Genomic DNA, 17278 nt, shown 5'->3' on the forward strand with positions numbered 1-17278 from the left:
TCTCCTCAGTTTTTTATTAATGAAAAAAATTCTGATCGAAACTCTCCTTCTGTACCAAATAGCCCATGCATGCTCGAGGTTGTGGTAGACGCGGTGGATTTTTTCGTTCCCCTGCTGCACATACACATATGCTTAGCTTCAACGACGACGATTGTTCCTTCTGGCTCCAAAACCTCTTCCATCGCAGCGGCGATCTGCGATGTAAGCCGTTCTTGCACTTGAAATCTTTTTGCATACCCATCTACCATTCGACCAATTTTTGATAAGCCAGTGATTTTCTCATTTGGGATATAACCTACATGGGCCACGCCAAAAAACGGAGCGAAATGATGTTCACACATCGAAAAGAACTCAATATCCTTTACTAAAATCAGTCCCTTATGTTGAATATCAAACGTCTTTTCGAGATGGAGTTTGGGGTCCTCATGATAACCTTCGGTGTATTCGAGGAATGCTTTAAGTACCCTAAATGGGGTGTCTTGTAGTCCATCTCGATCAGGATCATCCCCACACAGTTGAATTAATTGTCTAATCGCCGAGGTAAAAAAATTTACATCCATTAAATTTCGATGGTTTTCCTGTTGATGGGGTTTAAACAAGCTTGGGAACTTCTCAGATAATAAAAGATATTGATCACTTGTCATTACACATCATTCCTTTGACATGGTATTGGAGGGTTCATCCTCGATGATTAAACAAGGGGTGGTATGATTCACTTGCTCATTTAGTTGAATACGAAAGGCGCAGCAGCCATCACCATTCTGTAGACGCTGTTCTCTTTGCACCTTGCATCCAAGCAACCGGGTAAGTACAGAAACAGTCACACTGCACAAGATTGGACGTTCGAGTGCAACATTATGAAAGGGACAATTCCGCTCAATTAAGTAATCATCCTTACCCTTTTTGACTAATTCCATATATGAGTCATCTTTTGCATAAAAATCCTTAAGCAGCTTTATTCTTTCGTTGGTACTAAGTCCCAACAATTTCGGTTCCCATTCACGAACCCTTTCTTCAACCATCGCGGCAAGTACGTTTTTCAGGGCACTCATTCCAAGATGTTTGACCATCGTGTCAAGAACTTCAATTGTTAAGTGATCATAATTCTTATCAAAGAGATGTTCACCAGCAGAGGTTAATCGGTATCGGATGTGAGGCCGGCCAATGCCATTTTGCTTTTCGGAAATCCTGACAATCCAGCCATCTCTTTCTAAATGGAGAAGATGCTGACGGACTGCCTCACCGGAAGTTTCTAACAATGAGGCAAGTTCGCTCATGGATGAAGCACCACTTGTTTTAATCGCATGAACGATTCTTCTTCTTGGTTCCGACAAATGTTCGGCTTGAAAACTCAGGTCTCTCCCCTCCCTGCTCTTTCTTAAATGTATATTCACCTACCTTTGGAATAGTTCAAGATTTTTATTGAATAAATGGAAAAACCATTTCTCAAAGGCAAAAAAAAAATCCCTTTCAGAGGGATTCACTAGAAAACAATTGTTTTATTTTGATGGACAATAATTCGGTCTTCAATATGCCATTTCACTGCTCGAGCTAAGACACTTCTTTCAATTCTACGACCGATCTTTTTTAGACTATCGACATTATCATGGTGATCGACCCGGCTGATATCTTGTTCGATAATAGGTCCTTCATCGAGGTCGTTGGTCACATAATGAGATGTGGCACCAATCAATTTTACACCGCGGCCAAAAGCTCGTTCATAAGGTCTCGCACCAACAAAGGCTGGTAAAAAGGAATGGTGAATATTAATAATTTTATTCGGATTTTCTTGGACAAATGTTGGAGACAAGATTTGCATGTAGCGGGCCAATACCACGAAATCAATTTCATACTCTTTTAGAAGTTTAAGTTGGGTGGCTTCGGCTTGTCCACGAATATCTTTATTGGCCGGAACGTAATAAAACGGAATGTTCAGCCCTTCGACAACCTCTCTAGCGGTTTCATGATTACTGATAACAAGGGCAATATCGGTCATTAAATCGCCACTTTGCCATTCCCATAAGAGTTCAAGCAAACAATGAAGCTCTTTCGATACAAAGATTGCCGCTTTTTTCACATGATAAGCGTGGGTGAAATTCCACTCCATTGAAAACTGTTCAACAATCTCAGCAAACTTATTTTCCATATCATCCGCTTTTTCCTTTAAACCTGGGCATTCAAATTCAATCCTGATGAAAAAAGTACCGCCCTCTGGATTTGTGGAATATTGACTAGATTCGATGATATTTGCATTATAGGAATACAAAAATTTTGAAATCGCTGCAACAATTCCTGGCTGGTCAGGGCAACTTACTAATAGACACCCCCGGTTCTTATTCTTTTCCTGAAATAATTCAATCTGATCTTTTATATAGGCGTTCATGTCACAAAACCTCTCAAAATGTTGTTTTAGACATTATACATTAGTTTGTCACATTAGTTAATCATTATTTTGAAAATTCCTACAACGAACCCCTGACCGTTGTCGCGGCAGCGCCAACTTTATTTGCTAATTGAAGGTACTCTTCTAATTGGATTAGACTTTCCGGCTGCCCTTTTTCATGAAAGCTATACAGAAGGGCTGACATAAATGCATCACCTGCACCGGTAGTATCGATCGCTTCCACGATCGGAGCAGGAACAAAAACTTTGGTCCCGTTAAAAATTGCACATGCCCCCTTGCTTCCCATCGTGATAAACAGGTAGGGAATCTGCCATTTAGATAATTGATCGATTCCAGCATCTAATGAATCTGTTTCGGTTAAAAATTGCAACTCATCTTCAGCGAGCTTCACGATATGAGCATATTTAAGAAAGGAAGAAACGGTTTGGCGACAATACTCCTCACTTTCCCAACGCTTGAGACGAAGGTTGGCGTCAAAGGCGATGATGTTGCCAGCGTCCTTAGCATAGATCAGTGCCCTTTCAGTTGTCTTCCTAGCTTTTTCATGAAAAAGTGTTCCTGAACCAAAGTAAAAGATCTTTGCCTTTGCAAAAACTTCCCTTTGCAATTCATCTTCAAATAATACCTCATCTGGCGTAAGATTGACGTATGAATGAAAATAGCGCTCACCATTTTCATTTAAATGAACATATACACCACAGATGCTTTTACTCGAAGTGCGGACAGAAAATGAAGTATCAATTTGTTCCTTCTTGAATTCTTGTTCCACAAATTGACTAATTTCATCGGTCCCTAGTTTACATAAATAATAAGCAGGAAGCCCGAGTCTCTTGGTCCCTGCTGCCACATTTACGGTAGCCCCGCCCAACAGTTGCTGGTATTTGGTATTCGATTGATCAATTGAAATAAAATCTATAAATGCTTCACCCAGTGAAATAACTCCTTTTTGTACCAAGATGGTCCTCCTTCAATGATGGTTCTATGATAATTATATGAAAAAACCTCCTCAATTGAAAATAGTTGAGGAGGATCGTTTACGATATTAAACTAGTTTATGTGCATACCACTTTTTCCCTTTGAACCGTAAGCCAAAGATGAGTCCGCGAGTGCCCCATTCTACAATCATGGCGACCCAGACACCGACAATCCCAAATCCTAAGGTAATTCCTAAAACATAACCTAAAATAACCCGTAACAACCACATGGACAGCAAAGAGGCGATCGAAGTAAAGTTCGAATCCCCCGCTGCCCGTAATGCTGATGGCATAATAAAGCTTGGTGACCACAGTAGTGGTTGGGCAATGGCACCTATTAACACAAGAGTATAGATTGTGGGAACAATTTCTTCTGGTGGATTGAACATTTTTATTAACACCGGAAACAATGGTAATAACAATAATGCGGCAATGACAAAAATAAGTGAGGAAAGAGCAATTAACGAAAAGATAAATTTCCTCGCGTCCGCAATATTCCTTCGTCCAATACACTGCCCCACAATGGTGACAATGGCAATGCTGATGGAATTAGGTCCGATTTGATACACCATCATTAACACATTGGCAATTGCAAAAACAGTAAGTGAAAGGGTTCCTAACTGAACAATAAATGTTTGCGTAAGCAGCTTTCCGCCATTGAAAAAGATTTGTTCCGCAGCGAAAGGCAGTCCAATAAACATGACCTTTTTTAAAATAGAAAGGTCGATTCTAACCGCATTTTTTATCTTAAAGCGGATGGTCTCATTGTATTTTAAGACATACACCAAAGCAGCTGCCATTCCTAAAAATCTTGCCAAAAGCGTGGAAATGACGAGCCCTTCCACACCCATGTGAAAAAATGTAATCAATAGTAGATTTAGAATCGTATTGGTTAAATTCATTACTAACGATAAATTTAAACAGGGTTTCGTTTCCCCCACACCTCTTAACGCACCAGTCACCGCTTGAAAGATCGCGATGAAGGGATATGAAAGACAGCTGCCGATGAGGTAAATCCGAGCGTTTTGAAATACATCCGCTTCCGCTTTACCAAATAATAGGTTTAAAGTTGGCGTATGAAAAATGATGACTAGGGTGCTGATTAGGACTGAAAAAAGGGTAACGGCAGTTATTGCTTGTGTCGCCGTTTTGGACACCATCTCCCCATTCCCGCTCCCTTTATATTGGGCTACAATCACAGTCCCGCCTGTAGCGACCGCTATAAATACATTGACTAGGAAAATATTCAAAGAATCTACCATACTTACAGCACTAACCGCAGCCACTCCAGCCGAACTTATCATCGCTGTGTTTAATAAGCTCATGATAATTAAAAAGGCTTGGTCTACGAAAATCGGCAGGATAATAGCAAATATTTTCTTGTAATCTATGGATTCTCCAGAAAAATACTTATCTAACAAAGAAACCGTTCTGTGCCTAATATTCAATTCTAATTTATTCAATACACAACACTTCTTTAATGGAATTTTTTGAAAGGTACCGACCATATTTTAATACGGCTTATTATACCACGAATTGGAAGTGCGTGAAGGTTTTTATCTTCTATTAGAAATGTCCATTAATCGTTGCGTTCGCAGTTCTACACGACGAATTTTCCCCGAGTCCGTTTTAGGAAGTGCCTCGATATATTCGATCACCCTTGGATACTTATAAGGAGCCGTTAATTTCTTAACAAATCCCTGTAACTCCGTGGTTAACTCAGCTGTTCCAAAAATCCCATCTTTCAACACAACAAATGCTTTAACAACATTTCCTCTGATTGGGTCCGGTAAAGCGACTACCGCACACTCCTTAACCGATTTATGTTTCATTAATGCATCTTCTACTTCAAATGGTCCAATCGTATATCCAGAACTGATAATGACATCATCTTTGCGGCCTTGGAACCAATAATAATTATCCTCGTCTTTCAATGCACGGTCACCTGTCAGAAAATATTGACCCTGATAAGATGAAGCGGTGGTCACCGGATTTTTATAATATTGTTTAAATAATGCCGGGAAATCACTTCGAATCGCAATTGTACCGACTTGGTTGATTGGTGCCGGATGGCCGTCTTCATCGATAACATCAATAAATTCTTCTAGCAGCGGCTGTCCCATGGATCCCAATTTTTTCTCATTAACATTTAAATTCGCTATCAATAACGTACTTTCTGTCTGGCCATAACCATCGCGAATCAGGATCTTAAATTCTTCTTTAAACACATCGATGACTTCCCGATTTAGTGCTTCACCGGCAGAAACAGCTGTATGCAAATGGGAAAGATCGAAGGTGGAAAGATCATCTAATTTAGCCATCATCCGGTATTCGGTAGGTGTGCAGCATAAAACATTTACTTGTTGATCTTGAAGAAGATGTAAATATTTGTGCGGATTAAACCTGCCATGATAGATAAAACCTGTAGCACCCGAACCAAGAATCGATAGGAATGGACTCCAGACCCATTTTTGCCACCCTGGGGAAGCTGTAGCCCAAACCAGATCGTCCTCACTAATATTCAGCCATTTTGATGCCGCAATTCTTAAATGTGCATACCCCCAGCCATGGCTGTGAACAACTCCTTTAGGCTGACCGGTTGTCCCTGATGTATAAGCTAAAAAGGCAAAATCCTCACTCAACGTATCGACATCACTGAAAATTTCTGATTCCTCCGCGGCTAACGCTTCTAAGGAAAGCCAATTTGGTACGTCCTGACCAAAAGCAATCTTAAATTGTAAAAAAGGAGTTTCCTCTTTAATATTTTCAAATTCTTCAATTAACTCAGAATAAGAAATGACGGCTTTAGCTTCCGAATGATTTAAGCGATATAGTATATCTTTTGCTCGTAAAAGTTCTGAAGTAGGGCTAATGACTAATCCTGCTTTTAAACAAGCTAAATAAATAACATAGGATTCAATGAGACGAGTGCTCATTACAACAACTCGGTCACCTTTCTCTAGTCCTAGTTTCGTTAACCCATTTGCTAGTTTATTGGCTTTTGTGATTAACTGAGCATAAGAGATCGTTTTCGTTTCTCCAAGTTCATTTAGCCATCGTAAAGCTATTTTTTCGGAATGATGCTTAGAAATTTCACTTGCTAAATTAAAGCGCTCTGGTGCGATCAATGATTTCAAATCCACAATTGTCAATCTCCATTCTTGGTAGTTTAGATTTGGGGTTCCCAGTGTAATTCGTTTGAATCTTTATGGTTAGTACCTGGTAATAACACTAGATACTCAGTAATATTTACTCTTATAATAATATCACTTTATAAAACTATGTAAATTATTTCGCCTCGACTACTACTAAGAACTATTATCTGGTCTTAAATAAAATCCAAAAAACCAACTATAAAAAATAGTTGGCTTCGTAAGAACTCTTATTCAAATAAAGGACTAACTGCTTTTTCATTATGAATCCGGTCGATTGCCTCAACAAGAAGAGGTGCAACAGAAATCGTTTTAATTTTACTACTGATTTTATCTCCTGACAATTCAATAGTATTTGTCACGACTAATTCTTTAATTGGTGACGATTCTATTTTTTCAATCGCTTGGTCTGTAAAAACAGGATGCGTACAGCCAGCATAAATTGCTTTTGCCCCATTTTCTTCTAGAGCCTTAGCTGCTAAAGAAATGGTTGCACCGGTATCAATCATATCATCAATAATTATGGCATTTTTTCCATCGACATTACCAATCACATTTATGGTTTGCGGACCATTTTCTTCAAATCTTCTTTTATCGATCAGGGCAAGTGGAACGTGTAATAGGTTGGCTACCTTTCTAGCTCGACCAATGCTGCCATTATGAGGCGCGACAATAACGATATCTTCTAAACCCTGTTCCTTAAAATACTGTCCAAGAATTGGAACACCATATAGATGTTCTACAGGGATATCAAAGAAACCTTGAATTTGAGAAGTATGGAGGTCCATTGTAAGAATCCGACTTGCTCCAGTCTTTTCCAAGAGGTTCGCAACTAATTTTGCTGTAATTGGCTCCCGTGACCGTGCCTTTCTGTCTTGTCGTCCATATCCATAGTACGGAATGACCACATTTATGATACTTGCTGAAGCTCTTTTTAGAGCATCAATCATGATGAGGAGTTCCAAAATATTATCATTGACAGGGTACGAAGTGGATTGAATAACATAGACCTCACTGCCACGAACACTTTCTTCAATATGAATTTGAATCTCTCCATCACTGAAATGAGATACTGAACTTCTTCCTAACTCGCATCCCAAAAGCTCTGCCATCTCTGTTGCTAGCTTTTGATTGGAATTCAATGAAAACAGTTTAAATCGTTTATTTTGTTGATATGTCACCTTAGATCCTCCACACGTTAGAATTTCTACTTGTTAAAGAAAATTATCGATTCATCTTATTTTACTATATTAATCACCATAGTGGTAGGAAATACACCGGAGTGGTAACTTTTAATAGAGAATCCTTGAGCTTTTCTAAAATCACACATTTTGGTTAGTTAATTTGGACATTAAATCAGCTGTTGTCATAATGGTCGCAAATTCTTGATGCAAAGTGGCAAGTTAATTGTTTGTACATCGTCGGCTGATCGCTTTATACCTTTATGGTCTGTAAGTTCAAATGCAGCGATCGCGTCTTCGATTAGGAATGTATCGAAACCAAAATTTCCACTCATCCGAGTGGTAGTAGATACGCAATGCTGGGTCGATAGGCCAGTAATGATAACCGATTTGATTTGCTGATCACGTAAATAAGTTTCTAATTCCGTACCGATAAACGCGCTATTTACATTTTTTTGAAAGACCTTTTCATCTGCTTTAGGACGAATCATCGCTTTAAATTTTGTCCCGTTTTTATTTTTATAATAGAGCGGTGATTGAGGCAAAAGGGATAAATGTTGAGAATAGATAACCGGCCATTTTCGTCTGCGCCATTCCGTAAGCAATTGTAAAATATTTTCCTCCGCCTCGAGATTGTTCCGCTTCCCCCAGTATGGATCATCAAAACCTTCTTGAACATCTAAAACCAAAAGAGCTGGTGGATTTACAACGGGATTCATTCTGTTTTTCTCCTAACTTATATTTTCCAAGTATCCTAAAATGACTAGGTTAATTTTTTGTAAAAAGGATTCATCGTATTCATGGAACATCAAAAAAAGCGCGCAAATGGTTTCGCGCACTCATTCCTATCAGTACTATTTCGGGAATTATTATTGATCATTCATAGGTTTAATAGAAGATAGTAACTGTTCTGCCCCTGTCACTACATCATGAACAATTTTACTTGCTGGTATTTCGAATTGCAGAAGCCTTGTCGCCTGTCCTGCCCAAAGTGACATATAGTCAGGATTATTTTGAAGGGCTGCCTGTCTACGGATATCATTCGTCATGGTATTTTGTGTTGGGAAATCAGCTGGGGAAATCTTGGCATGATCGTAAGCTTGAATAAATGCATTTTTAATTCCCCTTGCTGGACGACCAGAAAAAACTTTCGTAATCACTGTACTTTCTTCTGTGCTATTGATGAGTGCCTCCTTATATACACGGTGAGCCCCTGACTCAATCGTTGTTAAAAAAGCGGTGCCCATTTGGACTCCTTGTGCACCTAGAGCTAAGGCAGCAACTAGGCCGCGGCTATCCATGATGCCTCCCGCAGCTACAACAGGCACTGAAACTGCATCAACGACCTGTGGGACAAGTGAAAAAGTTCCGACTGTTGCACCATGGGTGTTTTTTTCTATTTCAAATGTGCCTCGATGACCTCCAGCGTCACTCCCCTGGGCAATAATAATATCTGCTCCCTTTTCCTCTGCGAGCAGTGCTTCTTCAACGGTTGTTACCATGGTAGTAATGGTGATATTTTGTTGCTTGGCGATTCCCATTTTATCCTCCGGAAGGACCCCGAATGCTGTGGAAATGACAGGAACTTTTTCTTCTATTAATACTTCAAATTGTTCCTCAAAAAAATTGTTTGTTTTCACTTGGTGTATTGCCGGCTCAATACCGAACTTTTTCCTTATTTCATTAAGGACTCTCTGTGACTCTTCTACTCCTTCATAATGATCGGTCAAATTTGTACAAAACAAATTTACGGCAAATGGTTTGGTTGTCCGTTTCTTAATTTCTTTGATAGCCAATCTAATTTCTTCTGGATTCATATAGGCAGCGCCCAAAGTCCCTAAAGCACCAGCATTCGATACATTGGCAACAAGATCCACGGTCGTAGGGCCTCCCGCCATACCCGCTTGAATAATCGGGTAATCAATTTCTAAAATTCCACATAGTTTTGTGTTTAATTTCATAGAAATCCTCTTTTCTACTATTATTACTATTCGATATATTTGAAGAGATATTTGAACATAATGACTTATTACAATACTAACAAATAATGGTTTTCTTCTAAACATAAATGCATTGCATTAATAAAATAGGCTTTGTTAAAGGTTAATGTTGAATTTGGAACCCTGTTGATTGGAGTGGAAGGTGCGAAGACTCCTGCGGGAGTACGGGGCTGGGGAGACCCCGCAGGCGCTAAAAGCGCCGAGGAGGCTCCCCGCAACGCCCGCGGAAAGCGAAGCACCTGGAACGGAAATCAACAGACAAGTTTAAAACAGCCATAATATAAAAAACGATACCTCCAATGAAGTACCGCTTTAATATTTTTTTATATTCAATTATGCAAAACGATAATAAATCAATAAAAACGTTGCTAGCACAAAAATGAAATTTAAGAACACAAAGATAAATTGATCTGTTTTTGTTTTATGCATTTTAATAGGCGGGTTATAGAATGAAACACCTTCAATAATAAAGATAATCAACACAATGTGAATCATGAAATGTCCGATGACTTCTGTCATTCCAAAAAGCATCGTAGTTGAGATGAAAATAGCAGTGACAACAAAACCTAACACCCGATTTAAAACACCGACTACTAATAAATACCCAACGACAAATTCAATAAATGCTGCCATAACAACAAATAAACTCGGTTCAAAGCCAAATGTTGGCACATGATGGTTGGCAACAATATCTAAAGCCATACTTGGATAAACCCATTTTTCAACTGCTACCCAGCTTAGCGATAATCCTGTCCCTAAATACAGAAATGGAAATCCAGCTTGCTCTAGTTTCGTATTTCCTACCAATAATACACCGATAATGGCTACGTAAAATCCGTAATCTAACATATAGAAAATTCCATGGTGAATCGTCACATAAATAAATAATCCTAATAAAATCGAAGCACCAATTTTTGTAGAAATATGATGCGGAATCAATAAGAACCCGATCGTCATCCATGTTAATACTGTAACAATCGTACTACTAACATGGAACTCAGGAGCAAAAAGAGTTCCATTGACCATTTGTATCATCAGCGCAACGGCGGTTCCGTACTTTAACAAATATCTAGAATACTTTCTTAAACTGGAGAGACGATCCTCCATTTTTTTCAATGGCCCCCATTGGGCCATTTTTGGAATGATTAATGTTAATGACGCTAATACAACTGCTGCCACAAGAGCTAAGAGTAAAAACATTGGTGATAATATATTTTCAATAGTCTCCTTATGTGGCACCACGTTTGTGAACCATTTCACATGTGCTTGCGCAAAAATTGGTGTCATAATAAGTCCTAATGTTAATAGTATCTGAAATATCTTTTTCATCAGTAATCCCCCTCGTAAATATAAACAACATGAATATAGTGATAATATACAACACACTTGCCTCCTCTAACCATCTTAAAATTGAACAATTTGTGAAACATATCACAAATATTTCATTCTTTTCATCTGAAGACCGGTGCAAAGTCACTGGTCTATTAACACTATTTAATTCATGGCAATACAATCTAGTAGAATTGTATGCTATCATATTCAAGTAAATTATTAATAGGAGGCGTTTCACCCCTTGTCCCGATTTGAACGAGCAATAATTATTGGCGGAGGCATCTCAGGGAAATTAGCAGCACGTGTTGTGTCTGATTTTTTCAAAGAGGTACTGATTATCGAACGTGATCACGAACCTCAAGGCCCATTCCCAAGAAAAGGTGCCCCACAAGGTGAACATTTACATGCGCTCCTCCAAGCTGGTGAGCATGGTCTCGAGGCGATGTTTCCAGGTATAACAAAGAAATTTCACTCAAGTGGCGCAGTGAAAATAAACTCTACGCAGGGTCTAGCATGGTTCCACCATGGTGTCTGGAAATTACGTTTTAATGGAGAATACACGACAACTCTGCAAACACGCCCACATTTAGAGTGGCATATTGACCAATACATAAAAGCTATACCGAACGTAACCTTTCTATATAATCACACGGTCGAAAACTATATTTATCAAGAAGAAAAGAATAGAATTGCAGGAGTCGATGTTATCGATAGCAGTGGCTCTGAAAAAAATCTAACAGCAAACCTTGTTATAGATGCAAGTGGTGTGAGCAGTCTTTCTAGTAGTTGGCTAAACAAACGTGGCATTTCTATTCCTGAACAAAAGGTGAAAATTGGGTTAAGTTACATTAGTAAATCTTTTCAACTGCCTGAGAACGATGAAAGGGATTGGGAAATTAAAATCGTTTATCCTAACCCGCCACATGAAAAAATAGGTGGGACCATCTCAAAGGTAGAGGGAAATCGTTATATTGTCACACTCAATGGCTATCATAATGAGGTAAACGAAAAAGAGGTAGTAAAAAGTAATAATGGCTTTATAGACTTAACAAAAAAATTACCTAAATTAGATATCTACCATGAAATAAAGGATGCATTCCCTCTTTCCGGCACCTCGGTCTATCGTGTACCACATATCGTCTGGAGACAATTTAATAGGGTTAAGAATCTTCCCGACGGACTGTTATTGATCGGTGATACGGTTTGCAGAATTGATCCCGTTTTTGGTCAAGGCATGAGTATTGCTGTTTTAGCGGCACTAAAGCTGAAAGAACTCCTTCAGAATGAAAGTCATGATCTTCTAAAACTTACTACTAATTTCCATAAACAAGAAGCAAAAATCATCGCCCCTATTTGGAATATGGTGATTACAGAAGATTTTCGCTATCCCGAGACCAATGGTAAAAAGCCTACAGGTCTTTTCATTCAGCAATGGTACGCCAAAAAGATTTTCCTCTTATCATCGGAAAATCAAGAAATATATAATTCGTTCATCAAAGTCATGAACCTAATTCGTCCGATGACCATCCTAATGAGCCCTCGAATAATCAAACAGGTATTGAAAAAGACCTTTTCAAAATGATTTTATTATGGGCCATCATCCCTCAAATAGGGTGTCAGGCACCAGTAGTTAATAATAGCAGGTCCATTTAAATTAGTTAGGACCTGGTTCTATATGAAAGAACCAGGTCCCTTTATCCTTTTAATCAGCTGCTCTTCAAATTATCCATTTTATTTAGCACTGGAGTTTCATTCAAAGCCCGTAATTTTTTTATATCTACTCTTATCAAAAGTGAAATCGCTAATGCAATGATAAACATCCCCGAAAATACAAGAAGGGTTCCTTGGTAGCTTCCTGTTGTTTCACGAATCCATGAAACGAATATCGGACCGACTAAACCGGCTGCTGCCCAGGCTGTCAAAATGTAGCCGTGAATGGCGCCCAACTGCTTCGTTCCAAATAGATCACCTATATAGGCTGGTATCGAAGAAAATCCTCCGCCATAACAGGTCATGATCATATAAACAATAATTGAAAACAGAATACCCACTGTAAGGTTTGGTAAAAGAAAGAAGGCAACAATTTGGAAAGCAAAAAATAGAGTATACACATTTGGTCGGCCAATGTAATCAGAAATAGTCGCCCAAAGAATACGTCCGGAACCATTAAATAACCCCATAATTCCAACCATCGCCGCAGCCGATGCGGCTGTCATACCTACTAACTCTTGTGCCATTGGTGATGCAACGGAAAGAATGGCAATCCCACAGGTTATGTTGATAAAAAGCATAATCCATAAAGCCCAAAATTGTCTTGTTTTTACCGCTTCATTTGCCGTTAATTGTCTAAGATCCTGTTTTAGCTTTTTATTCCCTGAAGTTTCAACGGTTGAATCAAAACCTTTAGGTACCCAACCCGCTTTTGGCGGAGCAAGGTATTGAGCGGAACAAAAAATGACTAAAAAATATGTGCCGCCAAGAATATAAAAGGTGTTGGAAATGCCGTATGTTTGGATTAAGTGATTCATTAACGGACTGCTGATCATTGCTGCAAAGCCAAACCCCATAATTGCAAGTCCCGTTGCCAATCCTCTTCGATCAGGGAACCATTTGACCAATGTTGACACTGGTGTAATATAGCCAACCCCCAAGCCGATACCAGCAATGACACCATAAAATAAATAGAGTAATAGTAACGATTCAAAGTGTACAGCTGCCCCAGCCCCAGCTACTCCGACTCCAAAAAATAAAGAACTAAGTGTACCAGACACTCTTGGTCCAAACTTCTCTACAAAATGACCTAGAAAAGCCGCGGATAATCCTAAAAATAATATTGCTAAACTAAATGTAAATGAAATCTGTTTTAATCCCCAGCCCATTTGCTGCTGTAATGGGTTCGTAAATACACTCCATGCATAGACAGATCCTATCGAAATATGAATCCCAACTGCCGAAAGAGCAATAAGCCATCTATTTTTCATCTGACCAATTCATCCCCATTCACATAATATTTTTTATAAATATCTTAATACAAATTAATCTTTTAAACAATTCCACCCCTCATGTATTGTTTGTTATTTGACTATATTAACCTACAAATCTATGTAATTCAAGCGAAAAAATTAACTAAAATACGAATTATAAATAATATTTTTAATTTAATGTTCGTGTTTTTGTTAAAAAACATATTTAGGTCTTTCGCCTTTTTTTCTATTTTCATAAAACATATTCTAAAGAAACCGCATACAATGTTGGTGAACAAATAAGGACAGGAGGTGAAAATAGATGGGTTCTAACCACCATTGTTCCTGTGGCATTTTTGGAATTTTTCTTGGATTTTTAACAGGTGCCATTTGGTTATTGTTTGGATTATTGTGGGTGACTTCATTGCTTGGAGTAATCGGCCTAGTTGGTTTAATTGTTACCGTTCTAAAATTCCTTATCATTTTAATTGGCTTCCTTGCATTCCTTATCTTTGGATTATGCGTATTTAAGAAGGCATGGCATCACTGTAAGTGAAATAGCATGAAGGATTAAGCCAGCTTGGATTTATATATTTTGAGGACAGCCTCAATTAGAGGCTGTCCTTTTCAGTACTCCTAAACAAAAAAAGCGGGCAACTAGGGCTGTTTATCGCCCTGTTGTCCCGCTTTTTAAATTAGAATTTAGAATGATAGTTATCGATTTCCCATGCATGAACAGCTGTACGGTAGCTGTCCCATTCTGCTTTCTTCATCGAAACATACTCGTTGTATACGTGCTCACCTAGTGTATTCGCTGCAATATCTCCTGATTCTAATTCTTTTATTGAATCCGCTAAACTTCCAGGCAGGTTATCGATGCCACGGAAGGCTCTTTCTTCTTCTGACATATGGAAGATATCTTCATTAATTGGAGCTGGTGCTTCTAGTCCTTTTTCGATTCCTTCTAGACCTGCAGAGGCTATCACCGCAAACGTTAAGTAAGGGTTAGCCGATGGATCTGGGCAACGTAATTCAACACGTGTCGCAAGGCCTTTTTTGGCTGGAATACGAATTAACGCTGAACGGTTAGACGCAGACCAAGCAATATAACAAGGAGCTTCATATCCTGGCACTAATCGCTTATAAGAGTTAACTAGCGGATTTGTTACTGCCGTAAAGCTCTTCACATTTTCTAAAACACCTGCAATGAATTGATAGGCTTTTTCAGATAATTGTAACTCATCGGATGGATCAAAGAAGGCATTTTCGCTACCTTCAAAGAATGACATGTTGACATGCATACCAGAACCATTGATTCCGAATACTGGCTTCGGCATAAATGTAGCATGCATTCCGAATTTCTTCGCTACTGTCTTCACGACCCATTTATATGTAGTGGAAAGGTCAGCAGCCGTTAATACATCTGCATATTTAAAGTTAATTTCATGTTGCCCTTCAGCTACTTCATGGTGAGAAGCCTCAATTGTGAAGCCCATTGCTTTTAAGGCACGGTAAATTTCTAAACGAACGCGTTCGCCAAGGTCATGTGGAGATGGCTCGAAATAACCGGCTTTATCACCAAGTTCTTGTGTGGCATAACCATTTTCATCTGTTTTAAAAAGGAAAAATTCTAACTCAGGACCTACTGAAATCGTGTATCCATGTTTCTCGGCACGATCAACTGTTTTCTTAAGAACATTTCTTGTATCTCCTTCAAACAAGGATCCGTCTGGGTTCTTTACAGAACATAGGAATCTAGCTTCCGAATATCCGTTTTCAACTGTCCAAGGAAGAACAGCAAATGTAGCTAAATCTGGTTGTAAATAAAGATCTGACTTATTGATAGGTGAGAAACCTTTAATTGAAGAACCATCAAACATCATCTTACCTTCTACCACATCTTCCAATTGCTCAATTGTTACTGTAACGTGCTTTAGGATCCCTTCGATATCGACAAATTGCAAGTGTAATAGTTCAACACTTTTTTCGTTGATTATTTCTTTAATTTGTTCAAGAGTAGTGGCAGCTCCTGGAGCGTTTGAAATTAATGTTTTTGTCATGTCACTTTACCTCGCAATTTCATGTTATATTTTATTACATCACTTAATATAAAATGATTATAATAAAAAAAGAATAGTTTGACAATGATTTTTAATAAATTTTTTGAATATTTATTCTGAAATTTAAGTAAGCGTTTTCATAAAATGTCTGATTAAACCTTATATTCTCGATAAATTTCGAAGATTTCTTGTTAATATTTATGCAAAAATATGTATATATTTATCATTACTAACCAAAACGAATCATCACTTTTTAGCTATAAGAAAAAAACAGCTGATAGAGAGATCCCTAACAACTGTTTTGAATTCAACCTATTAATCTATTTTTTATGATGCTATTTGAATTGTAATGCTTTTTCCTTGTTTACGCTTTTCATTAAATTCAGCCGCTGCCGTGAATCTTAACGATTGCCATGCTCTGGGATATCATTATGTCTGAAGAAAAAATTAGAGGAGAAAAATCGATGGACCAAATCAGCCAGGACTCCTTTTTCTCTAGCTTGGGGTCGTGACTTGGACCGTGGTGCAAGTGGTATACGCAAAAACAGCAAATGGCGCCGCCGTTCTGGAATGGGAACCCATACTGCTATTTGGATTTCTAATAGTCGGTATCCCTTGGGTGCTTTATCTTATTTTAAGAGAAATAAAGACTAAACTTGTGGAAATGGAGACTAAAAAGATTGACTCTGTAAATAAATAGAGAAAAATCTAAATAAAAAGATTGACTTCGTAAATAATGTGGTTATAAATAAATGAGCAGTAAGAGACGACTAATGCCATTTGAGGGTGAAAATGAAACCCAACGGGCACTAGTGGAAGCGACTACTGCTCGTTGAAGCTGAAATAGGAATTCAACAGGCAGTAGTGGAAGTGACTAATGACCGTTGATGCTGAAAAAAGGGCTCAACGGGCACTAGTGGAAGCGACTACTGACCGTCGAAGCTGAAAAAGGAGTTCAACGGGCACTAGTGGAAGCGACTACTGACCGTTGATGCTGAAAAAGGAGTTCAACGGGCACTAGTGGAAGCGACTACTTCCCGTTGAAGCTGAAATATGAGCTCAACGGGAACTAGTCAGATCACAAAAATGAAATTTTGTAAAAAATTACACCTAAAATATTGACCATTCATGATTTTTTAAACGAGTCACCCCTTCCCTGAGCATATCTCGTGTTTCTATGAGCGTATTTTAAGAAGCAACAATCTTTTACAA

Annotated in this window: 14 protein-coding genes; 2 read left to right on the plus strand and 12 right to left on the minus strand. The window is 38.5% G+C overall.

The window, feature by feature from the left end:
• Positions 1 to 5: 5 nt before the first annotated feature.
• From folE to QNH17_RS17605, 10 genes are all read right to left on the minus strand, one after another.
• On the minus strand, positions 6 to 560 hold the full coding sequence (gene folE, locus QNH17_RS17560) for a GTP cyclohydrolase I FolE (RefSeq protein ID WP_349632590.1): 555 nt from the start codon (positions 558 to 560) through the stop codon (positions 6 to 8).
• 90 nt (positions 561 to 650) lie between these two features.
• Positions 651 to 1277, minus strand: a complete 627-nt coding sequence (locus QNH17_RS17565) for a helix-turn-helix transcriptional regulator (protein WP_283873880.1) — start codon at positions 1275 to 1277, stop codon at positions 651 to 653.
• 206 nt (positions 1278 to 1483) lie between these two features.
• Positions 1484 to 2383 (minus strand): formyltetrahydrofolate deformylase, encoded by a 900-nt coding sequence (gene purU / locus QNH17_RS17570; protein ID WP_283873882.1) that lies wholly within the window; start codon positions 2381 to 2383, stop codon positions 1484 to 1486.
• A 79-nt stretch (positions 2384 to 2462) separates the two neighbouring features.
• Complete coding sequence (locus QNH17_RS17575; protein ID WP_283873884.1) at positions 2463 to 3359, minus strand: carbohydrate kinase family protein; 897 nt, start codon at positions 3357 to 3359, stop codon at positions 2463 to 2465.
• 87 nt (positions 3360 to 3446) lie between these two features.
• Complete coding sequence (locus QNH17_RS17580; protein ID WP_481858529.1) at positions 3447 to 4886, minus strand: MATE family efflux transporter; 1440 nt, start codon at positions 4884 to 4886, stop codon at positions 3447 to 3449.
• Between the two features lie 48 nt (positions 4887 to 4934).
• Positions 4935 to 6521 carry an acetate--CoA ligase gene (locus tag QNH17_RS17585; protein WP_283873888.1) on the minus strand — a complete coding sequence of 529 codons (1587 nt, stop codon included), beginning with the start codon at positions 6519 to 6521 and terminating at the stop codon, positions 4935 to 4937.
• Between the two features lie 239 nt (positions 6522 to 6760).
• The gene (locus tag QNH17_RS17590; RefSeq protein WP_283873890.1) at positions 6761 to 7711 is read right to left on the minus strand and encodes a ribose-phosphate diphosphokinase; all 951 of its coding nucleotides are present in this window, start codon (positions 7709 to 7711) and stop codon (positions 6761 to 6763) included.
• A 185-nt stretch (positions 7712 to 7896) separates the two neighbouring features.
• Entirely contained in the window at positions 7897 to 8430 is a 534-nt protein-coding gene (locus tag QNH17_RS17595) for a cysteine hydrolase family protein (RefSeq protein WP_349632545.1), read from the minus strand.
• Between the two features lie 150 nt (positions 8431 to 8580).
• A complete protein-coding gene (locus QNH17_RS17600) occupies positions 8581 to 9672 on the minus strand; it encodes an NAD(P)H-dependent flavin oxidoreductase (protein WP_283873892.1) in 1092 nt (363 codons plus the stop codon).
• A 372-nt stretch (positions 9673 to 10044) separates the two neighbouring features.
• Positions 10045 to 11040 (minus strand): hypothetical protein, encoded by a 996-nt coding sequence (locus QNH17_RS17605; protein ID WP_283873894.1) that lies wholly within the window; start codon positions 11038 to 11040, stop codon positions 10045 to 10047.
• 244 nt (positions 11041 to 11284) lie between these two features.
• On the opposite strand from QNH17_RS17605, the gene QNH17_RS17610 reads away from it, so the two are divergent.
• The gene (locus QNH17_RS17610; protein ID WP_283873896.1) at positions 11285 to 12625 is read left to right on the plus strand and encodes an NAD(P)/FAD-dependent oxidoreductase; all 1341 of its coding nucleotides are present in this window, start codon (positions 11285 to 11287) and stop codon (positions 12623 to 12625) included.
• 124 nt (positions 12626 to 12749) lie between these two features.
• On the opposite strand, the gene QNH17_RS17615 is transcribed toward QNH17_RS17610, so the two are convergent.
• A complete protein-coding gene (locus QNH17_RS17615; RefSeq protein WP_481858530.1) occupies positions 12750 to 14024 on the minus strand; it encodes an L-lactate MFS transporter in 1275 nt (424 codons plus the stop codon).
• Between the two features lie 304 nt (positions 14025 to 14328).
• Here QNH17_RS17615 and QNH17_RS17620 point away from each other — a divergent pair, with 304 nt between their 5' ends.
• Complete coding sequence (locus tag QNH17_RS17620; RefSeq protein ID WP_283873898.1) at positions 14329 to 14562, plus strand: ABC transporter; 234 nt, start codon at positions 14329 to 14331, stop codon at positions 14560 to 14562.
• Between the two features lie 139 nt (positions 14563 to 14701).
• Here the strand turns inward: QNH17_RS17620 and glnA are convergent, their stop codons facing one another.
• Positions 14702 to 16066 carry a type I glutamate--ammonia ligase gene (glnA, locus tag QNH17_RS17625; protein ID WP_283873900.1) on the minus strand — a complete coding sequence of 455 codons (1365 nt, stop codon included), beginning with the start codon at positions 16064 to 16066 and terminating at the stop codon, positions 14702 to 14704.
• Positions 16067 to 17278: the final 1212 nt, after the last annotated feature.

Source organism: Neobacillus sp. SuZ13 (assembly GCF_030123365.1).
In the GTDB taxonomy this organism is placed as follows: Bacteria; Bacillota; Bacilli; order Bacillales; family Cytobacillaceae; genus Neobacillus.

Excerpts from the sequence above, each read along its gene's own strand:
- QNH17_RS17580 (WP_481858529.1), bottom strand. The coding sequence starts at position 4,886 with ATGGTCGGTACCTTTCAAAAAATTCCATTAAAGAAGTGTTGTGTATTG.
- QNH17_RS17600 (WP_283873892.1), bottom strand. The coding sequence starts at position 9,672 with ATGAAATTAAACACAAAACTATGTGGAATTTTAGAAATTGATTACCCG.
- QNH17_RS17605 (WP_283873894.1), bottom strand. The coding sequence starts at position 11,040 with ATGAAAAAGATATTTCAGATACTATTAACATTAGGACTTATTATGACA.
- purU (WP_283873882.1), bottom strand. The coding sequence starts at position 2,383 with ATGAACGCCTATATAAAAGATCAGATTGAATTATTTCAGGAAAAGAAT.
- folE (WP_349632590.1), bottom strand. The coding sequence starts at position 560 with ATGGATGTAAATTTTTTTACCTCGGCGATTAGACAATTAATTCAACTG.
- QNH17_RS17565 (WP_283873880.1), bottom strand. The coding sequence starts at position 1,277 with ATGAGCGAACTTGCCTCATTGTTAGAAACTTCCGGTGAGGCAGTCCGT.
- QNH17_RS17595 (WP_349632545.1), bottom strand. The coding sequence starts at position 8,430 with ATGAATCCCGTTGTAAATCCACCAGCTCTTTTGGTTTTAGATGTTCAA.
- QNH17_RS17620 (WP_283873898.1), top strand. The coding sequence starts at position 14,329 with ATGGGTTCTAACCACCATTGTTCCTGTGGCATTTTTGGAATTTTTCTT.
- QNH17_RS17615 (WP_481858530.1), bottom strand. The coding sequence starts at position 14,024 with ATGAAAAATAGATGGCTTATTGCTCTTTCGGCAGTTGGGATTCATATT.
- glnA (WP_283873900.1), bottom strand. The coding sequence starts at position 16,066 with ATGACAAAAACATTAATTTCAAACGCTCCAGGAGCTGCCACTACTCTT.